Consider the following 21,701-nt stretch of genomic DNA (forward strand, 5'->3'; position numbering starts at 1 on the left):
CATGGCTTCGCTGCCTCTCGCCCGTGCGCCACTGACCGATCGCACGCCTTCACGCATCGAACCGGGTTGGAGCTATAGCCGCTACAGCGACCAGGCGATGCCGCTTCGCACGCGCCTGGCGGGCATGGGCGGCGTCGGGGCGATCGGACTGGCCGTCCTGGCGGTGGGCCTTGTCACCTGGCGCACCTATGTCGCGCCGAAATCGACGCCGACGCTGAGTGTCTTTGCCGTTGCTCCGCCGGCTGCGCCACCCGAACCGGCACGCGAAGTGTCGCCCGGTCCCGAACAGGTGCAGAAGGAAAAATTGCAGCCCACGCCCCAGCAACCAATGCTGGAACCGCCCAAGATCATGGTGCCGAGCGCCAATGTGCTGCCGGTCGTGGCGGCCAAACCTGTTCCCGATCCCGGCCCCCCGATCAAGGAAAGCACCGCGCCGGAAAGCAGGCCAGCGCCACCGGCACCACAGATATCGACCGGCAAGCCAGCCTGGGAAGGGCTGGTGCTGGGCGCGCTCAACAAGGTGAAACGTTATCCCCGCGATGCCCATTTCGCGCGGCAACAGGGTGTTCCCTATATCCGTTTCATCATGGACCGGACCGGCAAGCTGTTGTCGGCACGGATCGAGCGTTCGTCCGGCGTGCGGTCGCTCGATCAGGAAGCGCTTGCCTTGCCCAAGCGCGCGCAGCCGCTGCCCAAACCGCCCGAGGATGTGAAGGGCGACAGCATCGAACTGGTCGTGCCGGTAGAGTTTTTCCTGCGATGATGTTGTTTCATGCGCTGATGGCCGGCCTTGCCATGACGGCGGGCGCGATGGCGAGCGAACAAGAAGGGGCGCAGGACAATAGTCCACCGGCTCATCCGCCAATCGTCCCGACCGGCCCTGATCCGGTTTATCCGGCCGATTTCTACGCGCCCTTCCAGCCCCAGACCGCGCTCGACATGCTGGAGCGCACCCCCGGCTTCCTGCTGAGCGAGGGCAACAGCCTGCGCGGTTTTGGCGGCGCGGCCGGCAATGTGCTGATCGATGGCCAGCGACCGACGGTGAAAGCCGGCGGCATTACCGAAGTGCTGCGCCGGATCGGCGCCGCACGCGTCGAGCGGGTCGTGCTGTTGCGCGGGACCGACGCGGCCGAGGCTCAGGGACAGACATTGGTGGCCAATGTCATCCTGCGCACCGATGGAGGCGGATCGGGCAATGCCTCGCTGAAGCTCAGCCATACCCGCGACGGCCGAATATCGCCCTCTGCCCAGATCAGCCATGCACGCAAGATTGCCGGCTGGCAGAGCAATGTGGAACTGTCGGTCGAGCAGGTCCGCTATCCGATCGACGGCATCTACCATATCAGCGACGGCAATGGCATGCCGACCGAGACCCGGCATGAGCGCATCATCGGCAAGGCGCCGGAGATCGGGCTTGCGGCATCGACATCCGGCACGCTGGCCGGTGGTACGCTGACGCTCAATCTGCGGCTCAATCGGGATGGCTATGAATCCGACCGGGCGATCATGATCATGCCGGCTGACGGTGCAGCGATGATCGAGCGGACCATCGGCTATGACGAAAAGGGGCGCAGTGGCGAATTGGGGCTCGACTGGACCCGCAGCCTTGGCAAGGACTGGTCGGCAAAGCTGGTGGGGCTCGGCCGGGTCGAACGCCAGACCACCAACGAGGACTATGTCGAAGCTGGCTATCGCGGCGTTTCCACGCTGGCGCAGAAGCCGTTGGAACTGGTCGGTCGTACGACGCTGACGCGGGGGGGCGACCATGTGCTCCGCCCCGAACTGGGGATGGAGATCGCCTATAACCGGCTCAACAGTGCCCTCGACTATGCGGAGGATAATGGCAGCGGCCTGACCCCGATCACCCTGGCAAATGCCAATAGCCGTGTATCCGAACTGCGGGGCGAGGCCTTTGCCAATGTCACGCTGCGCCTGGGCAAGCGATGGACGCTGGAAAGCGGCATGGCGTTCGAACTGTCGCGTATTCGCGTTGCGGGCGATGCCGCGAACGAGCAAAGCCTGTCCAACTGGAAACCGTCTGCCGCTCTGGTCTGGTCGCCGCGCGATACCAGCCAGTTGCGACTGGGCATCCGCCGCACCGTCGATCAGCTCGACTTCGGCGATTTCGCTGCATCGGTAAATCAGGCCGACGGCCGGCCGCTTGGCGGCAATGCCCAGTTGCGCCCGGGCCGCGTCACTCGCGCGCTCGTCCGTGCCGATCATCGCTGGGGCAAGGGCGGCGCGCTGGCGGTCGAGGCTTATCATCAATGGCACCAGGGGATGCTCGGCTATCTCCTCCTCCCCACGGGCGACGAAGCGCTGGGGACGATCGGCAATGCCCGCCAATGGGGTATCAGCACCCAGGCGACCCTCCCGCTCGATGCCGCCCTGCGTGGCGCGCGGCTGACGCTCGACGGTACGCTACGGGGATCGCGCATGCGCGACCCTGTAACCGGAGACAACAGGAAGATGGATGATATCGCGCCACGCAGCCTGAGCGCCGAGTTCCGCCACGACGTGCCGAAACTGCGTTCATCCTGGGGGATCAGCTATACCGCCGCCGAACAGGGCGATGTCTTCTACACCGGCGAGCGACTGACCTGGCGCGACGATGCCGCATTCGATGCCTATATCGAAACCACGGCGCTCGCCGGTTTCAAGGCCACGCTGCGGGCCAGCGCTCTCAACGGTCAGGATTATCATCGGCTGCGCCGTTTCTACAGCCCGAGCCGGGCAGGCAGCTATAGCGGGCAGGAACAGCGCAACCAGTGGGAGGGTGCAGTCGTCTCGCTGACACTGGCACGTGCGCTGTGAACCGCTCTACCCTTCCCCTCCACCGCCGCACGCGGACCGAGCGCCGGGTGCTCGCAATGCTGCGGGGCGAGGAGCAGCGGATCGGTCTCGCGGCCATCGACAGCTTCGCCCGCCTGCGCAGGATCGCCACCGAATGCGGCCTGCGTATCCAGCCGCCCGGCACCCGCTATGTCAGTGACGACGAACTGGTCCTGCTCGCCTCGTTAGCGGATGCGCAACGTCTCAACTCTGCCCCCACAATACCCCTGGACGAACGACTGACCGCCGATACCCGCGCATGCGCAGAACTGCTGATCCGGAATAATCTGCGGCTATCGCCCCTGACCCTTTATAGCGGACGTGGAGCACGTCGAAGCTGACCACAGCCGATGATCGGCGCGCCCATCTCTGCCGCGCAAATCTATGAGCCATTCTCCCGCCAGATTGCCCGAACTCATTTGCGCAAATTGTCTACAACTTTAGTTGACAGTTAACGCTGCGCGCCTGGCTGCGGCGGATCAAGATTGAGTGGGGAACAATGAAAAAAGGGATTTTCCTGGCCGCTGGTTGCAGCGCGATCATGGCCGCGACAATGGCCGGATCGGCCTGGGCCCAGGCGCCAGCAGAGGATGGCGACGCTGGGGGCGGCATCATCGTCACCGCCGAGCGACGCGCCACGGACCTTCAGAAGACCGCGATCGCGATTTCCGCCTTCACGCCCGAGACGCTGGAGCAGCGCAACATCACCAATGTCCGCGACCTGGCCGGCCAGGTGCCCAACCTGTTCGTGGCGCGGACGTCGATCAGCCATACCACCCAGACCTTCTCGCTGCGCGGTGTGGGCGAATCCGATCCGATCCAGGAGCCGGTGCTCGCCATCTATGTCGACGATGTCTACATCCCGCGCCAGATCGCCTCGATGAGCGAATTTGTCGATCTGGAGCGGATCGAGCTGCTGCGCGGGCCGCAGGGGACGCTCTATGGCCGCAACTCGTCGGCCGGTGCGCTGCGCATCATCACCCGCGCGCCCGACGAGACCACCCATGTCACCGCCGAACTGGGCTATGGCAGCTATAATGACGTGCAGGGCCGGGCACTGGTCAGCGGCAAGATCGCAGACGACCTGTCAGGCAGCATCGCCTGGATTCATCGTACCCGTGACGGCGTCACCTATGACCCGACGCTGGGCCATGACGTCAACCGGATCGACCTCGACGCCTGGCGCGGCAAGCTGCGCTATACCGGCATCGCCAATCTCGACGCGCTGCTGACCGTCAATATCCTGCGCGACCGCAGCGATACGCGGTCCTATATTCCGGTCAACCAGCCCGGCAGATTCAGCCGCCGCCGATCCTATTCGGAGGTCGAACCGGACCAGCATCTCAATTCGCGCAGCGCGTCGCTGCGGCTGGTCTATGACCTGTCGCCTACCCTCTCTATCAAGTCGATCAGCGCCTTTACCGGCTTCAACCTCAATCCCGTCAATTACGAGAATGACGGCGAGGCCGCGCTGATCCAGAAGAACCTGATCCATTATAATGACCGGGCCTTCAGCCAGGAAGTGCAGCTGAACGGCGACTTTGGCGACCTCAGCTTCACCAGCGGCCTCTTCTACCTGCATGAACGCTTCTTCGTGGAGCGTGACGGCTTCAGCCGCACCAGCACGGCCGCGACCGCCCCGGTCAACCGGCTCCGCGCCCACAACATCACCTATACGGATGCCTATGCTATGTTCGGCGAGGGCACCTGGAAGGCGAACGACATATTCAGCCTGACCGCCGGCCTGCGCGGCACGATCGAAAAGAAGCGCTTCGTCTTCGACAACAAGGTGATCGACGATGATCGCAATGTCGTGGCCCAGTCGATCGCCGGCGAGGCGGAAAAGACCTGGAAGGCGCTGACACCGAAATTGTCGGTGCAGGCGCAATGGACGCCCAATCTGCTCAATTACCTCACCTATTCGCGCGGGTTCAAATCGGGCGGGTTCGACAATCGCGCGACCCGGCTGGATCTCGCCACCCTGCCCTTCGATCCGGAAAAGGTCTCGACCTATGAAGGGGGCCTCAAGGCCACCCTGTTCGGCGGCGCGCTGCGCAGCAATCTCGCCATCTTCTACAATGATTACAAGGATCTCCAGGTCTCCTTCTACGACCCTGCCTATGTCGGATCACGCCGCGGCAATGCCGGCAAGGCGCATAGCTGGGGCGTGGAGCTGGAAAATGACCTGCGCCTGTCGGAGCGTTTCTCGCTTCAGGCATCGGCCGGCTACCTCAAGGCCATTTATGACGATTATAAGGGCGCGGGCGGCAATGGCGTGGACGCCGATGGCAATCCGCTGCTGAACGCGCCCAAATGGTCGCTGTCGGGCGGCGCCAATTATGCGCTGCCGCTGGGTGCGTCGGGCAGCACATTGCGGCTGTCGGCCAACGCCCAATATCAGAGCAGCTTCTATCAGAACGCCCTGGCCCGGCCGCAGGACGAAGTGCCGGGCCAGACCTTCGTCAACGGCTCGATCACCTGGATATTGCCGGACGACCGTTTCCAGTTCGCCATCCAGGGCAAGAATATCCTGGGTGCGAACAAGCCGGTCAGTTCGACCTACATCCCTTCGACCGGGGTCTATTATAAAAATTATGCCGATCCCGCGACGATCCTGCTGAGCGCCCGCTTCTCCTACTGACGCCCGCCCTATTGGCCCATTTCATATGCGCTTGATGAGTCCGCGTTGGTCGCGCGAACCATCCGGGCGTAGATGGAATGGGCTCACCCTCCCCTCCAGCAGAAGGACAAGGCCATGGCCCGTTCTCCGCATATCAAGCTCGGCTTCATCCTGCATGGCGTCGGCCGCACCTGGCATGACTGGCGCCATCCCGATCGTGACGTGAATGCCAGCACCAGCCTTGCCCGCTATCAGGAACAGGCGGCGACCGCCGAACGCGGCAAGTTCGATTTCCTGTTCGTCGCCGACAGCCTGTCGATCACCGAACGATCCAGCCCCCATTATCTCAACCGGTTCGAGCCGATCACCATCCTGTCCGCACTGGCCGCGACCACCAGCCGGATCGGCCTGGTCGGCACATTGACGGTCAGCTACTCCGAACCCTTCAACGTCGCCCGCCAATTCGCCTCGCTCGATCACCTCAGCGGCGGGCGGGCCGGCTGGAATGTCGTCACCTCCTGGCTGGGCGATACCGCCGCCAATTTCAGCAAGAGCGAACATCCCGCCCATGCCGTGCGCTATCGCATCGCCGCCGAATATCTCGATGTGGTCCAGGGCCTGTGGGACAGTTGGGAAGATGGCGCCCATGTCGCCGACAAGGAAAGCGGCCAGTTCGTCGATCCCGATCGGCTGCATGCGCTCGATCACAAGGGCGAGTTCTTCCAGGTGCGCGGGCCGCTCAACATCAAGCGCACGCCGCAGGGCCAGCCGGTAATCTTCCAGGCCGGCGCGTCGGACGATGGCCGCAACTTCGCCGCCCGCCGGGCCGAGGTGATCTTCACCCATGCCGAGACGATCGAGGCGGGCCACGCCTATTATGCCGACGTGAAGGCGCGGGCGAAGGGCTTTGGCCGGGATGCCGACCAGTTGTTCATCCTGCCGGGCATCGCCGCGATCGTCGGTGACAGCGATGAGGAGGCCGAGGCGCGCTACCGCGAACTCGCCGCGCTGGAGTCGATGGACACCGGCCTTGGCTTCCTGTCGCGCACCTTCAACGACCATGATTTCCGCCAATATGATCTGGACGCACCCTTCCCCGATGTCGCGCATCTGGGCCTCAACAGCCAGCAGAGCGGGACGCTGCGCATCCTGGCCGAAGTCGAGGCGGAGGGGCTGACGCTGCGCCAGGTGGCCGAACGGCTGGCGACGCCGCGCGGCGCCTTCGTGGGTTCGGCCGAAACGGTGGCCAACCAGTTGCAGCGCTGGTTCGAAAATGGCGCGGCCGACGGCTTCGTCCTGTTCGAGCCGCTGCCGGGGCAGCTGGCCCTGTTCGTCGATAGGGTGATCCCGATCCTGCAGCAGCGCGGCCTGTTCCGCACCGACTATGAGGGCACGACCTTCCGCGAGCATCTGGGCCTCACCGTGCCCGACAATCGATATAGCGCAGCACGGGACGCCCGGTCAGCCGCTTGATCCCATCGAACAAAAAAGGGCCCGGCAATTTGATTGCCGGGCCCTTTTTTGTTGCGTTCAGCGCAGCCAGGCGAGGATATCGTCGGCCTCCGGTCGGTCGAGCCAGTCGGGGCTGACCTGCAAGCGCTGCACCACCCGGCCCGGCCCCAGCAGCAGCACGGCGGGCTGCGGCAATTCCCAGTTGCCCGTGCCGGTCACCTCGCCGATCCAGCCGGCGGGCGGCGGCGACGGGCGATCATCGGGAAGGAAGCTGATGCCGAGCAGGCGGGCGAGCTGATTGTCGCGATCGGTTGCGACGGCGAAGGGCAGATCATGGCGGCGCTTGATTTCCGCCAGCCGATCGGACTGCTGCGGGCTGAGCGCAACCAGTGGAATGCCGCGCGCCCGCAGCACCGGCCAGAGCGTTTCGGCATAATAAGGCAAGGCGATGTTGCAGGCCGGGCAACCGGCGAAGCGGAAGAAGATCAGCAAGGCCGATCCCTGCGCCGTCAGCGCGTCGAGCGTCAGGGTGCCGCCATCGACATCATCGAACCCCAGATCGGGCAGGACATCGCCGGGCTGCGCCACCGTCGCCGGATCGAAGCGCGCCACCAGCTGCTGCCGCTGCGCCGCGTTGCGCGCCAGTTGGGCCGGCGGCCAGTCCCGTTCCCGTTCTGCCTGAAGCGCGGCATAGCGCGCCCTCAAATTGTCGCCGACGATCGTCGCCATCTGCCTGTCTCCTTTGCTGGAGATAGGAAAATGGCGCCGCGTGTGACGCGACGCCAATGAGACTTGACGGAAAGCCGCCGATTAATCCTTATAGATCAGGCGTCATAGCCAGCTGCCTGGCGCGATGCCTTGCGCAGCGCCGCTTCCCAGACCAGATCATAATGGGTGCGCCGTCCCTCGACCGGCTGGCGCTCGCGCGACATCTGGCGCTTCACTTCCGCCTGCGCCTCCTCCGGCGCGATCAGCACATTGTCGCGCCCGACGCTGAGCGAGCGGACCTGCGCGGTGCAGGCGGATTCGAGCTGATAGATGCCGCTCCACGCCTCACCGGGGCTTGCGCCGAGCGCCAGCGTGCCATGGTTGCGCAGCAGCATGACCTTGGTATCGCCCAGATCGGCCACCAGCCGCTCGCGCTCGTCCAGGTTCAGCGCCACGCCCTCATAGTCATGATAGGACAGGCGCGGGATCAGGGCCAGCGCACGCTGGTTGAGCGGCAGTAGCCCTTCGGCATGAGCCGACACCGCCATGCCGTCGGCGCTGTGGAAATGGGCGATATAATGGGCATCGTCGCGCGCGCCGTGGATCGCCGAATGGATCACATAGCCCGCATAGTTGATGCCATAGTCGCTCTCCCCGATGACATTGCCGTCGAGGTCGACCTTGACCAGGCTGGACGCGGTGATCTCGTCGAACATCAGACCGAACGGATTAATCAGGAAATGATGGTCCGGGCCCGGCACGCGGGCGGAAATATGGGTGTAGATGAAATCGTCCCAGCCATAGAGCGCCGAGAGGCGATAGAAGGCGGCGAGATCGACACGCACCTTCCATTCGGCTTCGCTGATGCCGGTGCGCGAAAAACGATCATCCTTGAGGATGGTGGCCATGGGGAAAGCTCCTTGCGTCAGGATCCGAAACTGGTGTCGAAGGCCTGCGCCACGTCCCGTTTGGGATCGATCAGGCCGGCGCGGCGATAGCGCTCGACGATCGCCTGTTCATGGGCGATCACCTTGGCATCGACAGGCTGCGAAATGCGGTTGCTGCGCTCGAAACTGGCGCGGGCGATGTCGATCGGCAGGCCGGTTTCCTTGGCCAGCACGGCGGCGAACTGGTCGGGATGGTCGCGGGCCCAGGCGACCGCCTTCGCCTCGCGCTGCAGGAAGTCGGCGAGCAGTGCGCGCTTGGGCGCGATCGAGGCATCATGAGCGATGTCGATATAGAGCGGCAGGCCATAATCCCTGGCATCGGCAACCGCCCGCGCCCCTTCCTTGACCGCGACATTGGTATAGGGGGTCCAGGTCGACCAGGCGTCGATCGATCCGCTGTCGAACGCAGCCTTCGCATCGCCCGGCGGCAGGAAGGTGACATGGACCTGATCGGCCGGGATATGCGCCCGCTCCAGCGCCTGGAGCAGCAGATGATGGCCGATCGATCCGCGCGTGGTGGCGATTGTCCTGCCGACCAGATCGTGCGGCGAGCGGATCGACGAGCCATTCTTCACGAGGATCGCCAGCGCCTCGGCCGCCTGGTTGGCAGGGGCCTGCACCGCGATCGCCTTGACCGGGCTGCCGCTCTGATAGGCGAAGATGAAGGGCGCGTCGGCGGCGAGGCCCAAATCCGCCGCGCCGCCGCCAACCGCTTCCAGCAGCGGCTGAGCAGCAGGAAATTCCGACCATTCGACCTTGTAGGAGGCGCCATCGAGCGCGCCGGAGGCAAGCATCATCGCCTTGACCTGCCCCTTCTGGTTGGCGACGCGCAGCACCGGCACCTGTTCGGCGCGATATTGGGTGACAGCGAAAGCGACACCGGCGGAGGCGATCAGCGCGCCGGCGATCAGGATCAGCTTTGTCTTCGCCATGTCAGCCCGCGAGCGCGACGTCGACCTTCTCCCGCTCGGCCACCTTGCGGCGGACGACCGGCAGCAGTTCGCGGCCATAGAGGATGGAATCGCCCAGCGGATCAAAGCCGCGGATCAGGAAATGATCGATGCCGATGTCGTAATAATCTAGCATCGCGTCGGCCACCTGTTCGGGCGTGCCGACCAGGCCGGTGGAATTGCCCGCCGCGCCGGTGAGCGCAGCGACGCCGGTCCACAGGCGCTTGTCCTGTCGGTTGGCGCTCGCCGCCTCCAGCAGGCGCAGCGATCCGACATTGGGCGGGCGATGGCCGGTCAGCGGCAGGCCGGCGGCGGTGCGGTTTTCGCGCACCTGCTCCTCAATCTCTGCCGCGCGCTTCCAGGCGGCTTCTTCGGTATCGGCGATTACCGGGCGCAGCGACAGCGAGAAGCCGGGATTGCGGCCATGACGCGCGGCGGCACGGCGCACCTGACGCACCGTGTCCTGCACCGCTTCGAGCGTTTCGCCCCAGAGCGCATAGACATCGGCATGGCGCCCGGCGACCTCGATCGCCTCGGCCGAGGAACCGCCGAAGAAGACCGGCAGATTGTCCGGCTTGATCGCGCTGAAGGCCTGGCGAATGTCGTAGAAGTCGCCCTGATGGTCAAAAGGCTGGGCCGCCGTCCATTCCTGGCGCAGGATGGTCAGATATTCGTCGGTGCGCTGATAGCGCTGGGCCTTGATCGTGCCGGTGTCGCCATCGCGCGCCATTTCCTCGTCCGCGCCGCCGGTGATGATATGCACCGCGACCCGCCCCCCCGACAACTGATCAAGCGTGGCGAGCTGGCGCGCCGCCACGGTCGGCTGGGTGAAACCGGGCCGATGGGCGACTAGGAAGCCGAGCCTGCTGGTCAGCGCAGCGGCATGGGCCGCGACGATCTGGCTTTCCGGGCTGTTGGAGCCGAAGGGGATGAGGACGCGGTCGAAGCCGCCCTCCTCCTGCGCTTTGGCCGCCGCCTCGACATACTCCTTGTCGAGCACGCGGCTGCGCACCGCCGCCTGGGTTTCCGAGCCATTGTTGAAGCCGATATAGCCGATGAACTTGACGCTCATGGGATCATTCCTTCCCGAAATTCAGATGACGTAGAAGCCGTGGGTGCCGTCCTTTTCGAGCTGGGCGACAAGGCCATATTCCCAGTCGAGATAGGCCTGCATCTTCTCGGCCTTGTTGTCGGTGCCCTCATAGGGGCGCTTGTAGCGGCCCTCGGGTCCACGCGGGGTTGGCGCGCCGTCGCTGCCGCGTTCCAGCACCACCGCCGACCAGTCGACCGACAGGACATAGACTTCCCAGCCAAGCTGGGCGAGCCAGGAGGCGCTCATGTCGGCGCGCGGGCCAAGATCGTCGGTGACGACGATGCGGGCGCCGCGCACCGGCGCATTATGGTCGGTTTCCTGCACCAGCTGGCCGCCCTGCGCATTGCGGAAGCCGGGCAGATGCCCTGCCTCATATTCGCGCGGCTGGCGCACATCGTAGAGATAGAGGGTGCGGGCGGTATCAGCCTTCAGATGCTCCAGATCGTCCCAGCCGATCCACTTGACCCCGGCGCGATAGGCGACGTCGCGGGCATGGGCACGGGCCGCCTCGATCGCCTTGCCATCGACCTCCGGCGCGGCACGCACCTGACCGGTTTCCAGCCCCTGCCCGGCCAGCGTCCAGCCGATCGTGCCGTTGCGCAGCGCATAGACCTTGTTCGGCAGGCCGGCATTGACCAGCGACTGGGTGCCGATGATCGACCGGGTGCGACCGGCACAGTTGACGATGATGGTGGTGTCGGGATCGGGCGCGATCGTGCCGGCGCGCAGGACCAGTTCGGCGCCCGGCACGCTGGTCCCGGTCGGGATGCTCATCGTGTGATATTCGTCATAACGGCGCGCATCGAGGATCGCGATGTCGGCCTTTTCGTCGATCAGCGCCTGCACATCTTCGGCCGCAAGGCTGGGCGTATGGCGGCGATGCTCGACCAGTTCGCCGAACGCCTTGGAATAACTGTTCACATCCTCGAACAATTCATAGCCGGCATCGCGCCATGCGCTGAGCCCGCCCTCCAGTTCGCGAACGTCGGTATAGCCCAGGCCCTGCAATCGCACGGCGGCGCGGCGCGCCAGCCCCTCGCCCGCATCATAGACGATGATCGGCGTATCGAGCCGGGGGATGCGCCAGCGCGCTTCCTCATCAATGCGGCGCAGCGGGATCTGGGCGGCGAACAGCGGATGGCCCTGCGCGAACTCATGCTCCTCGCGCACGTCGATCAGGGCGATCTCGTCGCGGGCGATCAGCGCGGTGCGGATATCGGCCGGGGTGGCGACCTCTATGCGGTCCAATATGTCGGTTGTCATGCGTTTCTCGATCTGTCCCAGAGGTTGGGGATGACGCGGTTGGCGTATCCGGAAATGAAGCTTTTGGGCGTGCCGTCGGGCGCGAAGGTCGCGCGCTCGACCGCGCCGATATTGGCGCCATAGACATGGATGCTGACCGACGGGGCGTCGGCACGGCCGTTGGAGACGCGGTGGATGTCGCTGATCCGGGGCGACACGGCATCGACCTCGCCCTCGCGCAACAGGTCGCTGCCCTGGGCGACCAGTCCGCCGCCGGGCAGGCGATGGAACCGCTCCACCTGCTCGCTGCCGCGCAGCACGCCGACCAGCCCCCAGACGCCATGGTCGTGGATCGGGGTCGACTGGCCCGGTCCCCAGACGAAGCTGACGACACTGAACCGCTCGCGACTGTCGCAGTGAAGCAGATATTGCTGGTAGCGATCGGGGTCCGGCCGGGCATATTCGGGCGGCAGCCAGTCATCGCGGGCGATGAGCCGGGCGAGCAGGGTGCGGCCACTTTCCAGCAGGGCCTGTTCGTCGCGGGTGCAGGCGATCAGATCGGCCAAGGCGGTGACGAAACCGCGTAGGCGGCTGGTATCGACCGGCCGCTCGATGGTGGTGACGGCGTTCATTCCGCCGCCTCCGCCTGGCGGGCGAAGGGCACCACACCCTCACCATGATGGTCGCCGCCCAGATGGGACAGAAGCTGTTCGCGCAGCCGGCCGGCAAGGCCCGCGCGCTCGCCGCGCTGGGCGTGAATACGTTCTTCCGCAACGATCCGTCCCTTGTCGAGCACCAGCACCCGGTCGGCCAGCGCAATCGCTTCCTCGACATCATGGGTGACGATCAGCACCGCCGGCTTGTGCGTCCGCCAGAGCGAGAGGACGAGGTCATGCATGCGATAGCGGGTCAGTGCGTCGAGCGCGGCAAAGGGCTCATCGAGCAGCAGCAATTGGGGTTCGCGCACCAGTGCGCGGGCGAGCGCGGCGCGCTGCGCCTCGCCACCGGACAGGGTCAGCGGCCAGGCATCGAGCCGATGGCCAAGGCCGACCTCCTTCAGCGCGGCTTCGGCGCGGCTACGAATGTCGCCGCCTTTGAGGCCCAGCGCGACATTCTTCCAGACCGGTTTCCAGGGCAGCAGCCGGGCATCCTGGAACACGACGGCGCGGCTGTCGGGCACCTCCACATCCTGTGCGCCGGCATCGTCCAGCCCGGCGAGGGTGCGCAGCAAGGTGGTCTTGCCCGATCCCGACCGGCCCAGCAGGGCGATGAACTCGCCCGGCGCGATTTCCAGGTCCAGCCCGTCGATGATGCGGTTGGCGCCAAAGCTGCGGGTGAAGTGCTGCAGGCGGACGACCGGTTCGGGATGCGGCTGGTGGGCCGCGCTGTCGATGCTGGAAAAGCCGAGGCGCGCGTCCATGATCAATTCTCCACTATGCTGGGGCGCCAGACGAGGGCGCGGGCTTCGAGGGACCGGACCAGCCAGTCGGCACCAAGGCCGAGAATGGCGTAGACCATGAGGCAGACGACGATGATGTCGGTGCGCATGAAGTCGCGGGCATTGTTGATGAGATAGCCAAGCCCGGCCGAGGCGTTGATCTGTTCGGCCACCACCAGCACGAGGATGGAGATGGACAGGGCGTAGCGCAGCCCGACCAGCAGCGAGGGCAAGGCGGCGGGCAGCACGACATGCCAGACCTGTTCCCAGCGGCTGAGGCCGAAGCTCTTGGCGGCATCGAGCAGGCGCGGATCGACGCCTCGAATGCCGGCATAGAGGTTGAGATAGACCGGGAAGATGGTGCCGAAGGCGATCAGCGCGATCTTGGGCGTCTCGCCAATGCCGAACCAGACGATGAACAGCGGCGTCAGCGCCAGCGCCGGAATGGTCCGCTTGATCTGCATCAGCGGGTCGATCGCCAGTTCCGCGCCACGCGACAGGCCCGCTGCCAGCCCCAGAGCCAGCCCCAGGCCGACGCCGATCAGCAGGCCGACCGCGACGCGGGCGAAGGAGACAAGCAGGTTGGAGGGCAGTTCGCCGCTCAGCACCATCTGGATCAGGGTGCCGATCACGGCGGAGGGCGCGGCCAGCGTGCGTTCGGGGATAAGGCCGGTCCGCGAGCCCAATTCCCACAGCAAAAGTAACAGCAAAGGTGACAGCCATCGGCCGCCGAAGCGAGCGAGGGAGAAGCGGCGTCTGGCGCGCTGCGGCGGCGTTTCGCCCCTTATTGCCAATGCGGTCATGTCCATCCGTCATGCTGGTGAAGTCGCCTTCATCCAACATCAATTCTCTACCCATTCAATTGAGTTTTATCGTGCCGGTCTATTAGGGAAAATCATAAGTCGCCATTCGCCCCTGATTCCGGGCGTTTCGGCGCGCGACGGGCGGGATAGCTTTTCCTGCCCCCGGACAAACTCTACTATTTTGATTGATATATTGCCATGGATCATAAGTAGCAGGCCCGTGCCCGGCATCGGATCGGCCCCCTTTTTATCATCAGAAGGATATGCCGTGCCGGTCAATTTGCCGACCAATCTCCTGCGCAGCTTTGTCGCGATCGTCGACACCGGGTCGATGCTCAATGCGTCGGAACAGGTGTTCGTGACCCAGTCCGCCCTCAGCCTGCAGATCAAGCGGCTGGAGGAGCTGGTGCAGCAATCCCTCTTCCTGCGCGAAGGCCGACGCCTGCACCTGACTGCGGCGGGCGAGGTGCTGCTCGATTATGCGCGCCGGGTGCTGAGCCTTCATGACGAGGCGGTGGCGGCGGTCAGCGCCGGACGCTTTGCCGGCCCGGCGCGGATCGGCATGGTCCAGGATTTTGCCGACAGTCTGCTCTCGGGCCTGCTGTCCCGCTTTGCCGAGCTGCACCCGGATGCGCAAATCTATGCGCGGGTGGCGGGCACGGCGGAGTTGCAGGCACTGCTCGACCGGCGCGAACTGGATATCTTGCTGGGCTTTGCCGCCCCCAATGACGGCAGCGCGGTCACGGTGGCGCCGATGAGCTGGTATGGTACGGCCGAACTGGTCGATCGCGACACCATCCCGCTGGCGGTGCTGGAGGAACCGTGCCGTTTCCGCGAGGCGGCGATCCGGGCGCTGGAGGATATGGGGCTGCAATGGCGGATCGCGGTCGAGACGCCCAACCTCGCCACGCTGCGCGCGGCAGTCGCCGCAGGGCTGGGCATCACCGCGCGGACCCATTTGTTCCAGGATGACATGACGGTGCTGGAGCATGAGCGGCTGCCCACCCTGCCCCGCGTCGCCGCGATCCTGCGCACCAGCGACAAGCTGGATCGCGCCGCGCACCGGCTGGCGGAACTGGCGCGCGAAACGGTGACCGGGCTTTAGATCGGAATGATTTAGACTGATCCACTGCGTCATTGCGAGCGCAGCGAAGCAATCCAACATCGCTCGGGTGGATTGCTTCACTTCGTTCGCAATGACGTTTCAAGGGCAAGTCATCGCTCTTTTACGGCCGTCTTCCAGACCTCAGTAGCCACGCGCCGGATCGACGATGTCGGACGGCGCCTCGCCCCGGACGAAGCGGGTCAGATCGTCCTGGATCTTTTCCAGCAGGCGATGGCGTACCAGCTGGTAATTGCTGGAAATATGCGGGGTCAGCCGCACCCTGGGATGGGTGTAGAGGACATGCCCCTCGGGCAGCGGTTCGGGGTCGGTGACGTCGAGCGTCGCAAAACCCAGCCGGCCATCGTCCAGCGCCCGCACCAAAGCCGCCTGATCGACCACCGATCCGCGCGCGACATTGATGAGATGCGCGCCCGGCCGCACCCGCGCCAGCAGCGCATCATCGACCAGATGGCGGGTCTGGGCGGTCGCCGGCACGGCGAGCAGGATATGATCCGCCTCCTCCACCAAAGTGCCGACATCGCCGACCAGTTGCACGCCCGGCACGCTGGGCTGCGCGCCGGATCGCCGCACGCCGATCACCTGCGCGCCCAGCGCCAGGCCGCGCCGCGCCACCGCCGCGCCGATCGCCCCCATACCAATGATGCCGATGGTCGTTCCTGACACCCGGCCCAGTTGCGCCGGCCCCCATTGTGCCCGCGAACGGACGGTGACGGCGTCCAGATTCTTGGCATGGGCATAGATGGCGGCGATCGCATAATCGGCGATCTCCTCCGACGCGACGCCCCGGCCGCAGGTGACGAGCGGCGCGTCGAGCAGCCAGTCGGGATAGAAATCGACCCCGACCGAGGCGCTGTAGACCCATTTGAGGCGCCCCGGCCAGGGTGCGGGACGACGCACCTCCGGCGCGCGCCAGGCCGGCGACGGGCGGATCAGCAATATGTCGGCCTCGTCCGCCGCGCTCCAGGGCGCGTCCTCGGCAACGTCGATCAGCACGGGGGCTGACGGGTGGCGGGCAAGGCTCCGGTTGAAATCCGGCTCCATCTGGCTGGCGATGATCAGGGACATGGGCTCAATTCCCCAGCGCCGCGCGACCAGCGGCAATCAGGATGGTGTCGGTCTGCGGCGAATGGATGCGACTGCACAGCACGTCGCGATAATGACGCTCCAGCGGATTATGGCGGCTGATGCCGGGGTTGCCGGTCAGTTCCAGCCCGATCTCGACCGCGCGGATGGCGTTGGCGGTGGCGACATATTTGATTGCATTGGCCTCGACCGCCGGTGGCGGATCGCCTGCGTCGATCCGCGCGGCGGCGTCGCGCACCAGCGTCCGGTTGACCTGCAACAGCGCCTCGATCTCGCCGAACTTCTCCTGCACGCGCGGCAGGGTGGCAAGCGATGCGCCGAGGTTGCTCGGCACCCGATCGTTGAGATAGGCACGCAGCCAGTCGCGCGCGGCGCGCGCCACCCCCTCATAAATGACCGAGATGGAGAGCGCATTCCACAGCGTCTGGACCGGATCGGGCGCGCCCCATTCCTCCGGCCGGCGAATATCGACCGCATGGTCGGCCGGCGTCGGCGTGTCGGTGAAATGGACGGCATGGCTGACCGTCGCGCGCATCCCCAGATGATCCCAGGCCGGCTCGATCTCCACCCCCGGACTGCCGGCGCGCACCAGGAAATTGCCAACGCGTGGGCTTTCCTCATCGGTCTTCGCCCAGACCGAATACCAGTCGAGGCCAGTCGATCCGGTCGAGTAGATCTTCGTGCCGCTGATCGCCCAGCCATGGGCCGTGCGCCGCGCAATCGTGGCAGGCAGGCCACCGCGCACGGGCGTGCCCAGTTCCGGTTCGACCCGCAGCCCGCCGATCAGGCCCCGGCCCGCGACCGCATCGCGCGCCAGCGTCTCATAGATGTCCGCCGGCCAGCCGCGCGTCCGATTGGGCGTGGCGTGATAATGATAGGTCATGAACAGGATCAGCGCGGTCGAAGGATCGCCCTTCGCCACCGCCGCCAGCACCCGCAGCGCTTCGGAAACCGACGCGCCGCGCCCGCCATGCGCGCGTGGCACGGTCAGCGCGATCAGCCCCTGTTGCGCCAATATGTCGAAATTGGCGCGGGGAAATTCGGCGCTGCGGTCATATTGTTCCGCATTGGCCGCGAGCAAGCGGGTCAGCCGATCAAGCTGGTCGGCGGGCACCGGCCCTTCGGGCGGCTGCGGCTGCACGGAAATTGCCTGGGTCGCCATGATATCAGCCTCTCTTGGGAATGGCGTCATTGAAGCGGGCGTCCCACAGCGGGCGGACGTCCACCCGCTTGGGAACCAGCCCGGCCTTGAAGAAGACGTCGGCGACCTGCTGCTGCGATCCGATCGCCTCGGGCGTGACCGGGCGCAGCTCATAGGTCGCGCTCTTGCGGCGGAACTGGTCGAGCACATAGTCGCGCGGCACGCCGATATCCTGGGCGACGATGCCGGCCCACTCGTCCTGATGTGCCGCCGCCCAGCCAAAGCCCTGCTGCACCAGCGCCAGATATTCGCGGATGATCGCCGCCTTGTCGGGATCGGCCAGCGCATCGACATGGGCGGAGACGAGATAGTTGCCTGACAGGATACCATAAGCGGTGCGCAATATCCGCGCCCCCTCGGTCGCGATCGCGCGCTGGATCGGAAAGCCATAGATCGCCCAGGCATCAAGCGCCCCTTGCGAGAAGGCGGCGGCGCCATCGGACACGCCCATCGCGACCGGAGTGATGTCGTCCCAGTTCAGGCCGACCTCCTCCAGCATCCGGATCAGGAAATATTGGGCCGTGGTGGCGCGGACATAGCCGACGCGCTTGCCCTTGAGGTCGGCGATGGAGCGCGCCTTCGATCCCTTCGGCACCAGCACGACCTGGTTATTGACGTCGCCATGGGCGACCGCGATCTGGCGGAAGCTCTGGATGGTCGAAGCGGCGGCGAAGATCGGCGGGATCTCGCTCATCCCGCCATAGTCGAGCGATCCGCCATTGAGCGCCTCGACCACGAGGTGGCCGGACTGGAACTCGCTATAGACAAGGTCAAAGCCCTTGGGCTGGATGCCCGCCGCCTTGAACAGCAGGCGGGTGTCGCCATCGCCCTTGCTGGTGATCGACACCCGCAGTTTAGGTTGCCCCTTGCCGGCGGTGCCACAGGCGGTGAGCATCAGGCTGCCCGCTGCCGCGCCCAGCAGATTGCGTCTGGACAACATCTCAGCGACCGCCGGCCGCTTCTCGCACGCTTGCTGCGCTCGGTTCGCGTTCGAATAGGATCACCGTCGGATCGCGCAGCAATTCGCGCCGGGCCGCCGCCCTGAACCGGGCCAGCCTATCCGTCCACCGCTGCGTCCACGCCATGATATCCAAGTCCTCGTCTGATATGAGAGGACTTTATCTGCCAATTAAGTAGAGATATGTCTGTCAAGCTTTGCTGGGCCGCTTATTAGAAAGCCTTGACCTTCGCAGGGCTGCGCCGGCTGGTGAAGGTGGCGTTGCAGGAGTGGCTGCGACGGTTGCCGGACTTTGCGGTTCGGCCTGATGCGGTGATCAGCTACTGGCCTGGCGGTGTGGTTGGGCCCAGGTCACTTCCGCTGTTTTGGTAGGGCGCGGGCATAAAAAAGCCGCCGCGGAATGCTCCGAAACGGTTTGTGATATCGGTATGTGGTTGCGGGAGTAGGATTTGAACCTACGACCTTCAGGTTATGAGCCTGACGAGCTACCGGGCTGCTCCATCCCGCGACACTGGGCGATTTGGGTGCCCTGATACGCAAAAAGGGCGGCTTTGTCGGCCGCCCTGTTTTGTAACATTGTGATGGGTTTTTTGATCCGTTGCTATGCGCGTGCTTCAATGCCTGGCGACGCCCTACTCTTCCAGTGCTTGAGCAATAGTACCATCGGCGCAGACTGGTTTCACGGCCGAGTTCGGGATGGGATCGGGTGGGTCACAGACGCTATGGTCACCAAGCAATGAAGCAGGCGCATAACTGCGGGTTTTTAATCGATACCGTGCACAATTCACTTTCGCTTGGGAAAGTGAACAACAAGAGCTTGTGTGTATGTTCGTATATCTGGGCTGGCTTAACGACCACATCGTGGACAGTTCCCAGAACTGTCGTTGATGGTGGAACTCTTAAGCGCGAACAGAGCAATTAGGACTGGTTAGCTCCATGCGTTACCGCACTTCCACATCCAGCCTATCAACGTCGTGGTCTACGACGGCTCGATGAAATCTTATCTTGAGGGAGGCTTCCCGCTTAGATGCTTTCAGCGGTTATCCCGTCCATACATAGCTACCCTGCTGCGCCACTGGCGTGACGACAGGTACACCAGAGGTATGTTCAACCCGGTCCTCTCGTACTAGGGTCAACTCCTCTCAAATTTCGACGCCCACGGCAGATAGGGACCAAACTGTCTCGCGACGTTCTGAACCCAGCTCACGTACCACTTTAATTGGCGAACAGCCAAACCCTTGGGACCTGCTCCAGCCCCAGGATGTGATGAGCCGACATCGAGGTGCCAAACGATTCCGTCGATATGAGCTCTTGGGAATCATCAGCCTGTTATCCCCGGCGTACCTTTTATCCGTTGAGCGATGGCCCTTCCACGAGGGACCACCGGATCACTATGACCGACTTTCGTCTCTGCTCGACTTGTCAGTCTCGCAGTCAGGCGGGCTTATGCCATTGCACTCTAACAGACGGTTTCCAACCGTCCTGAGCCCACCATCGCGCGCCTCCGTTACTCTTTAGGAGGCGACCGCCCCAGTCAAACTACCCGCCACAGAGGGTCCCTGCACCGGATAACGGTGCGAGGTTAGACATCAGAAAACAACAGGGTGGTATTTCACCTATGGCTCCACATCAACTGGCGTCAATGCTTCAAAGCCTCCCACCTATGCTACACAGTTCTTTCCTAATGCCACTCTGAAGCTGCAGTAAAGGTGCACGGGGTCTTTCCGTCTAACCGCGGGTACTCCGCATCTTCACGGAGAATTCAATTTCGCTGAGCATATCCTGGAGACAGTGGGGAAGTCGTTACGCCATTCGTGCAGGTCGGAACTTACCCGACAAGGAATTTCGCTACCTTAGGACCGTTATAGTTACGGCCGCCGTTTACCTGGGCTTCAATTCAGAGCTTGCACTCCTCCTCTTAACCTTCAGGCACCGGGCAGGCGTCAGGCCCTATACGTCGTCTTGAAGCCGACTTAGCAGAGCCCTGTGTTTTTGCTAAACAGTCGCTACCCCCTGGCCTGTGCCCCCCATCAAAAGTTGCCTTGAGATGGGGCCTCCTTCTTCCGAAGGTACGGAGGCAATTTGCCGAGTTCCTTCAGGATACTTCTCTCAAACGCCTTGGTATACTCTACCATTCCACCTGTGTCGGTTTAGGGTACGGTCTATACGGTGGGGCTATTTCCTGGGACCCCTTCACTGCCCGGAGCAATCCAATAAGCCCGAACAATTTACGGCATCCGTCACACACCACCAGGCCCACGAATATTAACGTGGTTCCCATCGACTACCCCCTTCGGGCTCGTCTTAGGGGCCGGCTTACCCTGCTCAGATTAGCTTTAAGCAGGAACCCTTGGAATTTCGGCGAGAGGGCATCTCACCCTCTTAATCGCTACTCATGTCTGCATTCGCACTTCCGATACCTCCACGGTCGGTTACCCTTCCGCTTCAACGGCCTACGGAACGCTCCGCTACCGCTCAGTCAAAGACTGAACCCTAAGCTTCGGTGCATCACTTTAGCCCCGTTACATCTTCGCCGCAGGATCTCTTATTTAGACCAGTGAGCTGTTACGCTTTCTTTAAAGGATGGCTGCTTCTAAGCCAACCTCCTGGTTGTTTTGGAAATCCCACATGCTTTCCCACTTAGTGATGACTTGGGGACCTTAGCTGTAGGTTAGGGCTGTTTCCCTTTTGACGACGGACCTTAGCACCCGCCGTCTGTCTGCCGAACTAGACTCGTTGGTATTCGGAGTTTGGTTAGAATTGGTAGATCTCGCGACCCCCGCATCCATCCAGTGCTCTACCCCCAACGGCAAATATTCGACGCTCTACCTCAATAGATTTCGCGGAGAACCAGCTATTTCCCGGCTTGATTGGCCTTTCACCCCTAAGCACAACTCATCCGACAATTTTTCAACATTGAACGGTTCGGTCCTCCAGTGCGTGTTACCGCACCTTCAACCTGGTCATGCATAGATCGCCGGGTTTCGGGTCTAATGCATCAAACTATGGCGCCCTATTCAGACTCGCTTTCGCTGCGCCTACACCTAACGGCTTAAGCTTGCTTGATACACTAAGTCACAGACCCATTATGCAAGAGGTACGCGGTCAGGTCTCAAGGACCCTCCCACTGCTTGTAGGCATCCGGTTTCAGGTACTGTTTCACTCCCCTCATCGGGGTGCTTTTCACCTTTCCCTCACGGTACTGGTTCACTATCGGTCATGTACGAGTATTTAGGCTTGGAGGGTGG

17 protein-coding genes, 1 tRNA gene and 2 rRNA genes (1 of these 20 running past the window's edge) are annotated in these 21,701 nt (G+C 63.8%); 6 read left to right on the forward strand and 14 right to left on the reverse strand.

Going from position 1 to position 21,701, the window contains the following annotated elements; translation table 11 throughout:
• The first annotated feature begins 1 nt into the window (after position 1).
• The 5 genes from U0025_RS11375 to U0025_RS11395 all read left to right on the forward strand — a co-directional run bounded on the left by U0025_RS11375 (position 2) and on the right by U0025_RS11395 (position 6,925).
• A complete protein-coding gene (locus U0025_RS11375) occupies positions 2-763 on the forward strand; it encodes an energy transducer TonB family protein (protein ID WP_004207507.1) in 762 nt (253 codons plus the stop codon).
• Positions 760-2,814, forward strand: coding sequence for a TonB-dependent receptor plug domain-containing protein (locus U0025_RS11380; protein WP_037490218.1), 2,055 nt, complete (start codon positions 760-762; stop codon positions 2,812-2,814). Before U0025_RS11375 ends, U0025_RS11380 begins: the two co-directional genes overlap by 4 nt.
• A 56-nt stretch (positions 2,815-2,870) precedes the next feature.
• The gene (locus U0025_RS11385; protein WP_004207509.1) at positions 2,871-3,173 is read left to right on the forward strand and encodes a hypothetical protein; all 303 of its coding nucleotides are present in this window, start codon (positions 2,871-2,873) and stop codon (positions 3,171-3,173) included.
• Between the two features lie 158 nt (positions 3,174-3,331).
• Positions 3,332-5,473, forward strand: a complete 2,142-nt coding sequence (locus U0025_RS11390) for a TonB-dependent receptor (RefSeq protein WP_004207510.1) — start codon at positions 3,332-3,334, stop codon at positions 5,471-5,473.
• Positions 5,474-5,587: 114 nt separating this feature from the next.
• Positions 5,588-6,925, forward strand: coding sequence for an LLM class flavin-dependent oxidoreductase (locus U0025_RS11395; protein WP_004207511.1), 1,338 nt, complete (start codon positions 5,588-5,590; stop codon positions 6,923-6,925).
• Positions 6,926-6,982: 57 nt separating this feature from the next.
• On the opposite strand, the gene U0025_RS11400 is transcribed toward U0025_RS11395, so the two are convergent.
• The 8 genes from U0025_RS11400 to U0025_RS11435 form a co-directional block, all read right to left on the reverse strand.
• Positions 6,983-7,633: a peroxiredoxin-like family protein gene (locus tag U0025_RS11400; RefSeq protein ID WP_004207512.1), complete on the reverse strand. Its 651-nt coding sequence runs from the start codon at positions 7,631-7,633 to the stop codon at positions 6,983-6,985.
• A 95-nt stretch (positions 7,634-7,728) separates the two neighbouring features.
• On the reverse strand, positions 7,729-8,520 hold the full coding sequence (locus U0025_RS11405) for a class II aldolase/adducin family protein (protein ID WP_004207513.1): 792 nt from the start codon (positions 8,518-8,520) through the stop codon (positions 7,729-7,731).
• Between the two features lie 17 nt (positions 8,521-8,537).
• Positions 8,538-9,491, reverse strand: coding sequence for an aliphatic sulfonate ABC transporter substrate-binding protein (locus tag U0025_RS11410; protein WP_004207515.1), 954 nt, complete (start codon positions 9,489-9,491; stop codon positions 8,538-8,540).
• Between the two features lies 1 nt (position 9,492).
• A complete protein-coding gene (locus U0025_RS11415) occupies positions 9,493-10,581 on the reverse strand; it encodes an LLM class flavin-dependent oxidoreductase (RefSeq protein ID WP_004207516.1) in 1,089 nt (362 codons plus the stop codon).
• Positions 10,582-10,602: 21 nt separating this feature from the next.
• Positions 10,603-11,865: a rhodanese-like domain-containing protein gene (locus tag U0025_RS11420; RefSeq protein ID WP_004207517.1), complete on the reverse strand. Its 1,263-nt coding sequence runs from the start codon at positions 11,863-11,865 to the stop codon at positions 10,603-10,605.
• Positions 11,862-12,476, reverse strand: coding sequence for a cysteine dioxygenase family protein (locus U0025_RS11425; RefSeq protein WP_004207518.1), 615 nt, complete (start codon positions 12,474-12,476; stop codon positions 11,862-11,864). The genes U0025_RS11420 and U0025_RS11425 overlap by 4 nt, the downstream gene beginning before the upstream one ends.
• Positions 12,473-13,264, reverse strand: coding sequence for an ABC transporter ATP-binding protein (locus U0025_RS11430; RefSeq protein WP_004207519.1), 792 nt, complete (start codon positions 13,262-13,264; stop codon positions 12,473-12,475). Before U0025_RS11430 ends, U0025_RS11425 begins: the two co-directional genes overlap by 4 nt.
• Positions 13,265-13,266: 2 nt before the next feature.
• Entirely contained in the window at positions 13,267-14,085 is an 819-nt protein-coding gene (locus tag U0025_RS11435; protein ID WP_004207520.1) for an ABC transporter permease, read from the reverse strand.
• 268 nt (positions 14,086-14,353) lie between these two features.
• On the opposite strand from U0025_RS11435, the gene U0025_RS11440 reads away from it, so the two are divergent.
• Positions 14,354-15,190, forward strand: coding sequence for a LysR substrate-binding domain-containing protein (locus U0025_RS11440; RefSeq protein WP_004207521.1), 837 nt, complete (start codon positions 14,354-14,356; stop codon positions 15,188-15,190).
• 141 nt (positions 15,191-15,331) lie between these two features.
• Here the strand turns inward: U0025_RS11440 and U0025_RS11445 are convergent, their stop codons facing one another.
• The 6 genes from U0025_RS11445 to U0025_RS11470 form a co-directional block, all read right to left on the reverse strand.
• Positions 15,332-16,276 (reverse strand): NAD(P)-dependent oxidoreductase, encoded by a 945-nt coding sequence (locus U0025_RS11445; RefSeq protein WP_004207522.1) that lies wholly within the window; start codon positions 16,274-16,276, stop codon positions 15,332-15,334.
• A gap of 4 nt (positions 16,277-16,280) precedes the next feature.
• A complete protein-coding gene (locus tag U0025_RS11450) occupies positions 16,281-17,456 on the reverse strand; it encodes an acyl-CoA dehydrogenase family protein (protein WP_004207523.1) in 1,176 nt (391 codons plus the stop codon).
• Positions 17,457-17,460: 4 nt separating this feature from the next.
• On the reverse strand, positions 17,461-18,435 hold the full coding sequence (locus U0025_RS11455; protein WP_004207524.1) for an ABC transporter substrate-binding protein: 975 nt from the start codon (positions 18,433-18,435) through the stop codon (positions 17,461-17,463).
• A 449-nt stretch (positions 18,436-18,884) separates the two neighbouring features.
• A tRNA-Met gene (locus U0025_RS11460) sits at positions 18,885-18,961 on the reverse strand.
• Between the two features lie 111 nt (positions 18,962-19,072).
• Positions 19,073-19,187 (reverse strand): 5S ribosomal RNA (rrf, locus tag U0025_RS11465).
• 165 nt (positions 19,188-19,352) lie between these two features.
• Positions 19,353-21,701: ribosomal RNA gene (locus tag U0025_RS11470) — 23S ribosomal RNA — on the reverse strand (it continues 443 nt past the right edge of the window).

It is taken from the genome of Sphingobium yanoikuyae, from assembly GCF_034424525.1.
Classification (GTDB): Bacteria; Pseudomonadota; Alphaproteobacteria; order Sphingomonadales; family Sphingomonadaceae; genus Sphingobium; species Sphingobium yanoikuyae.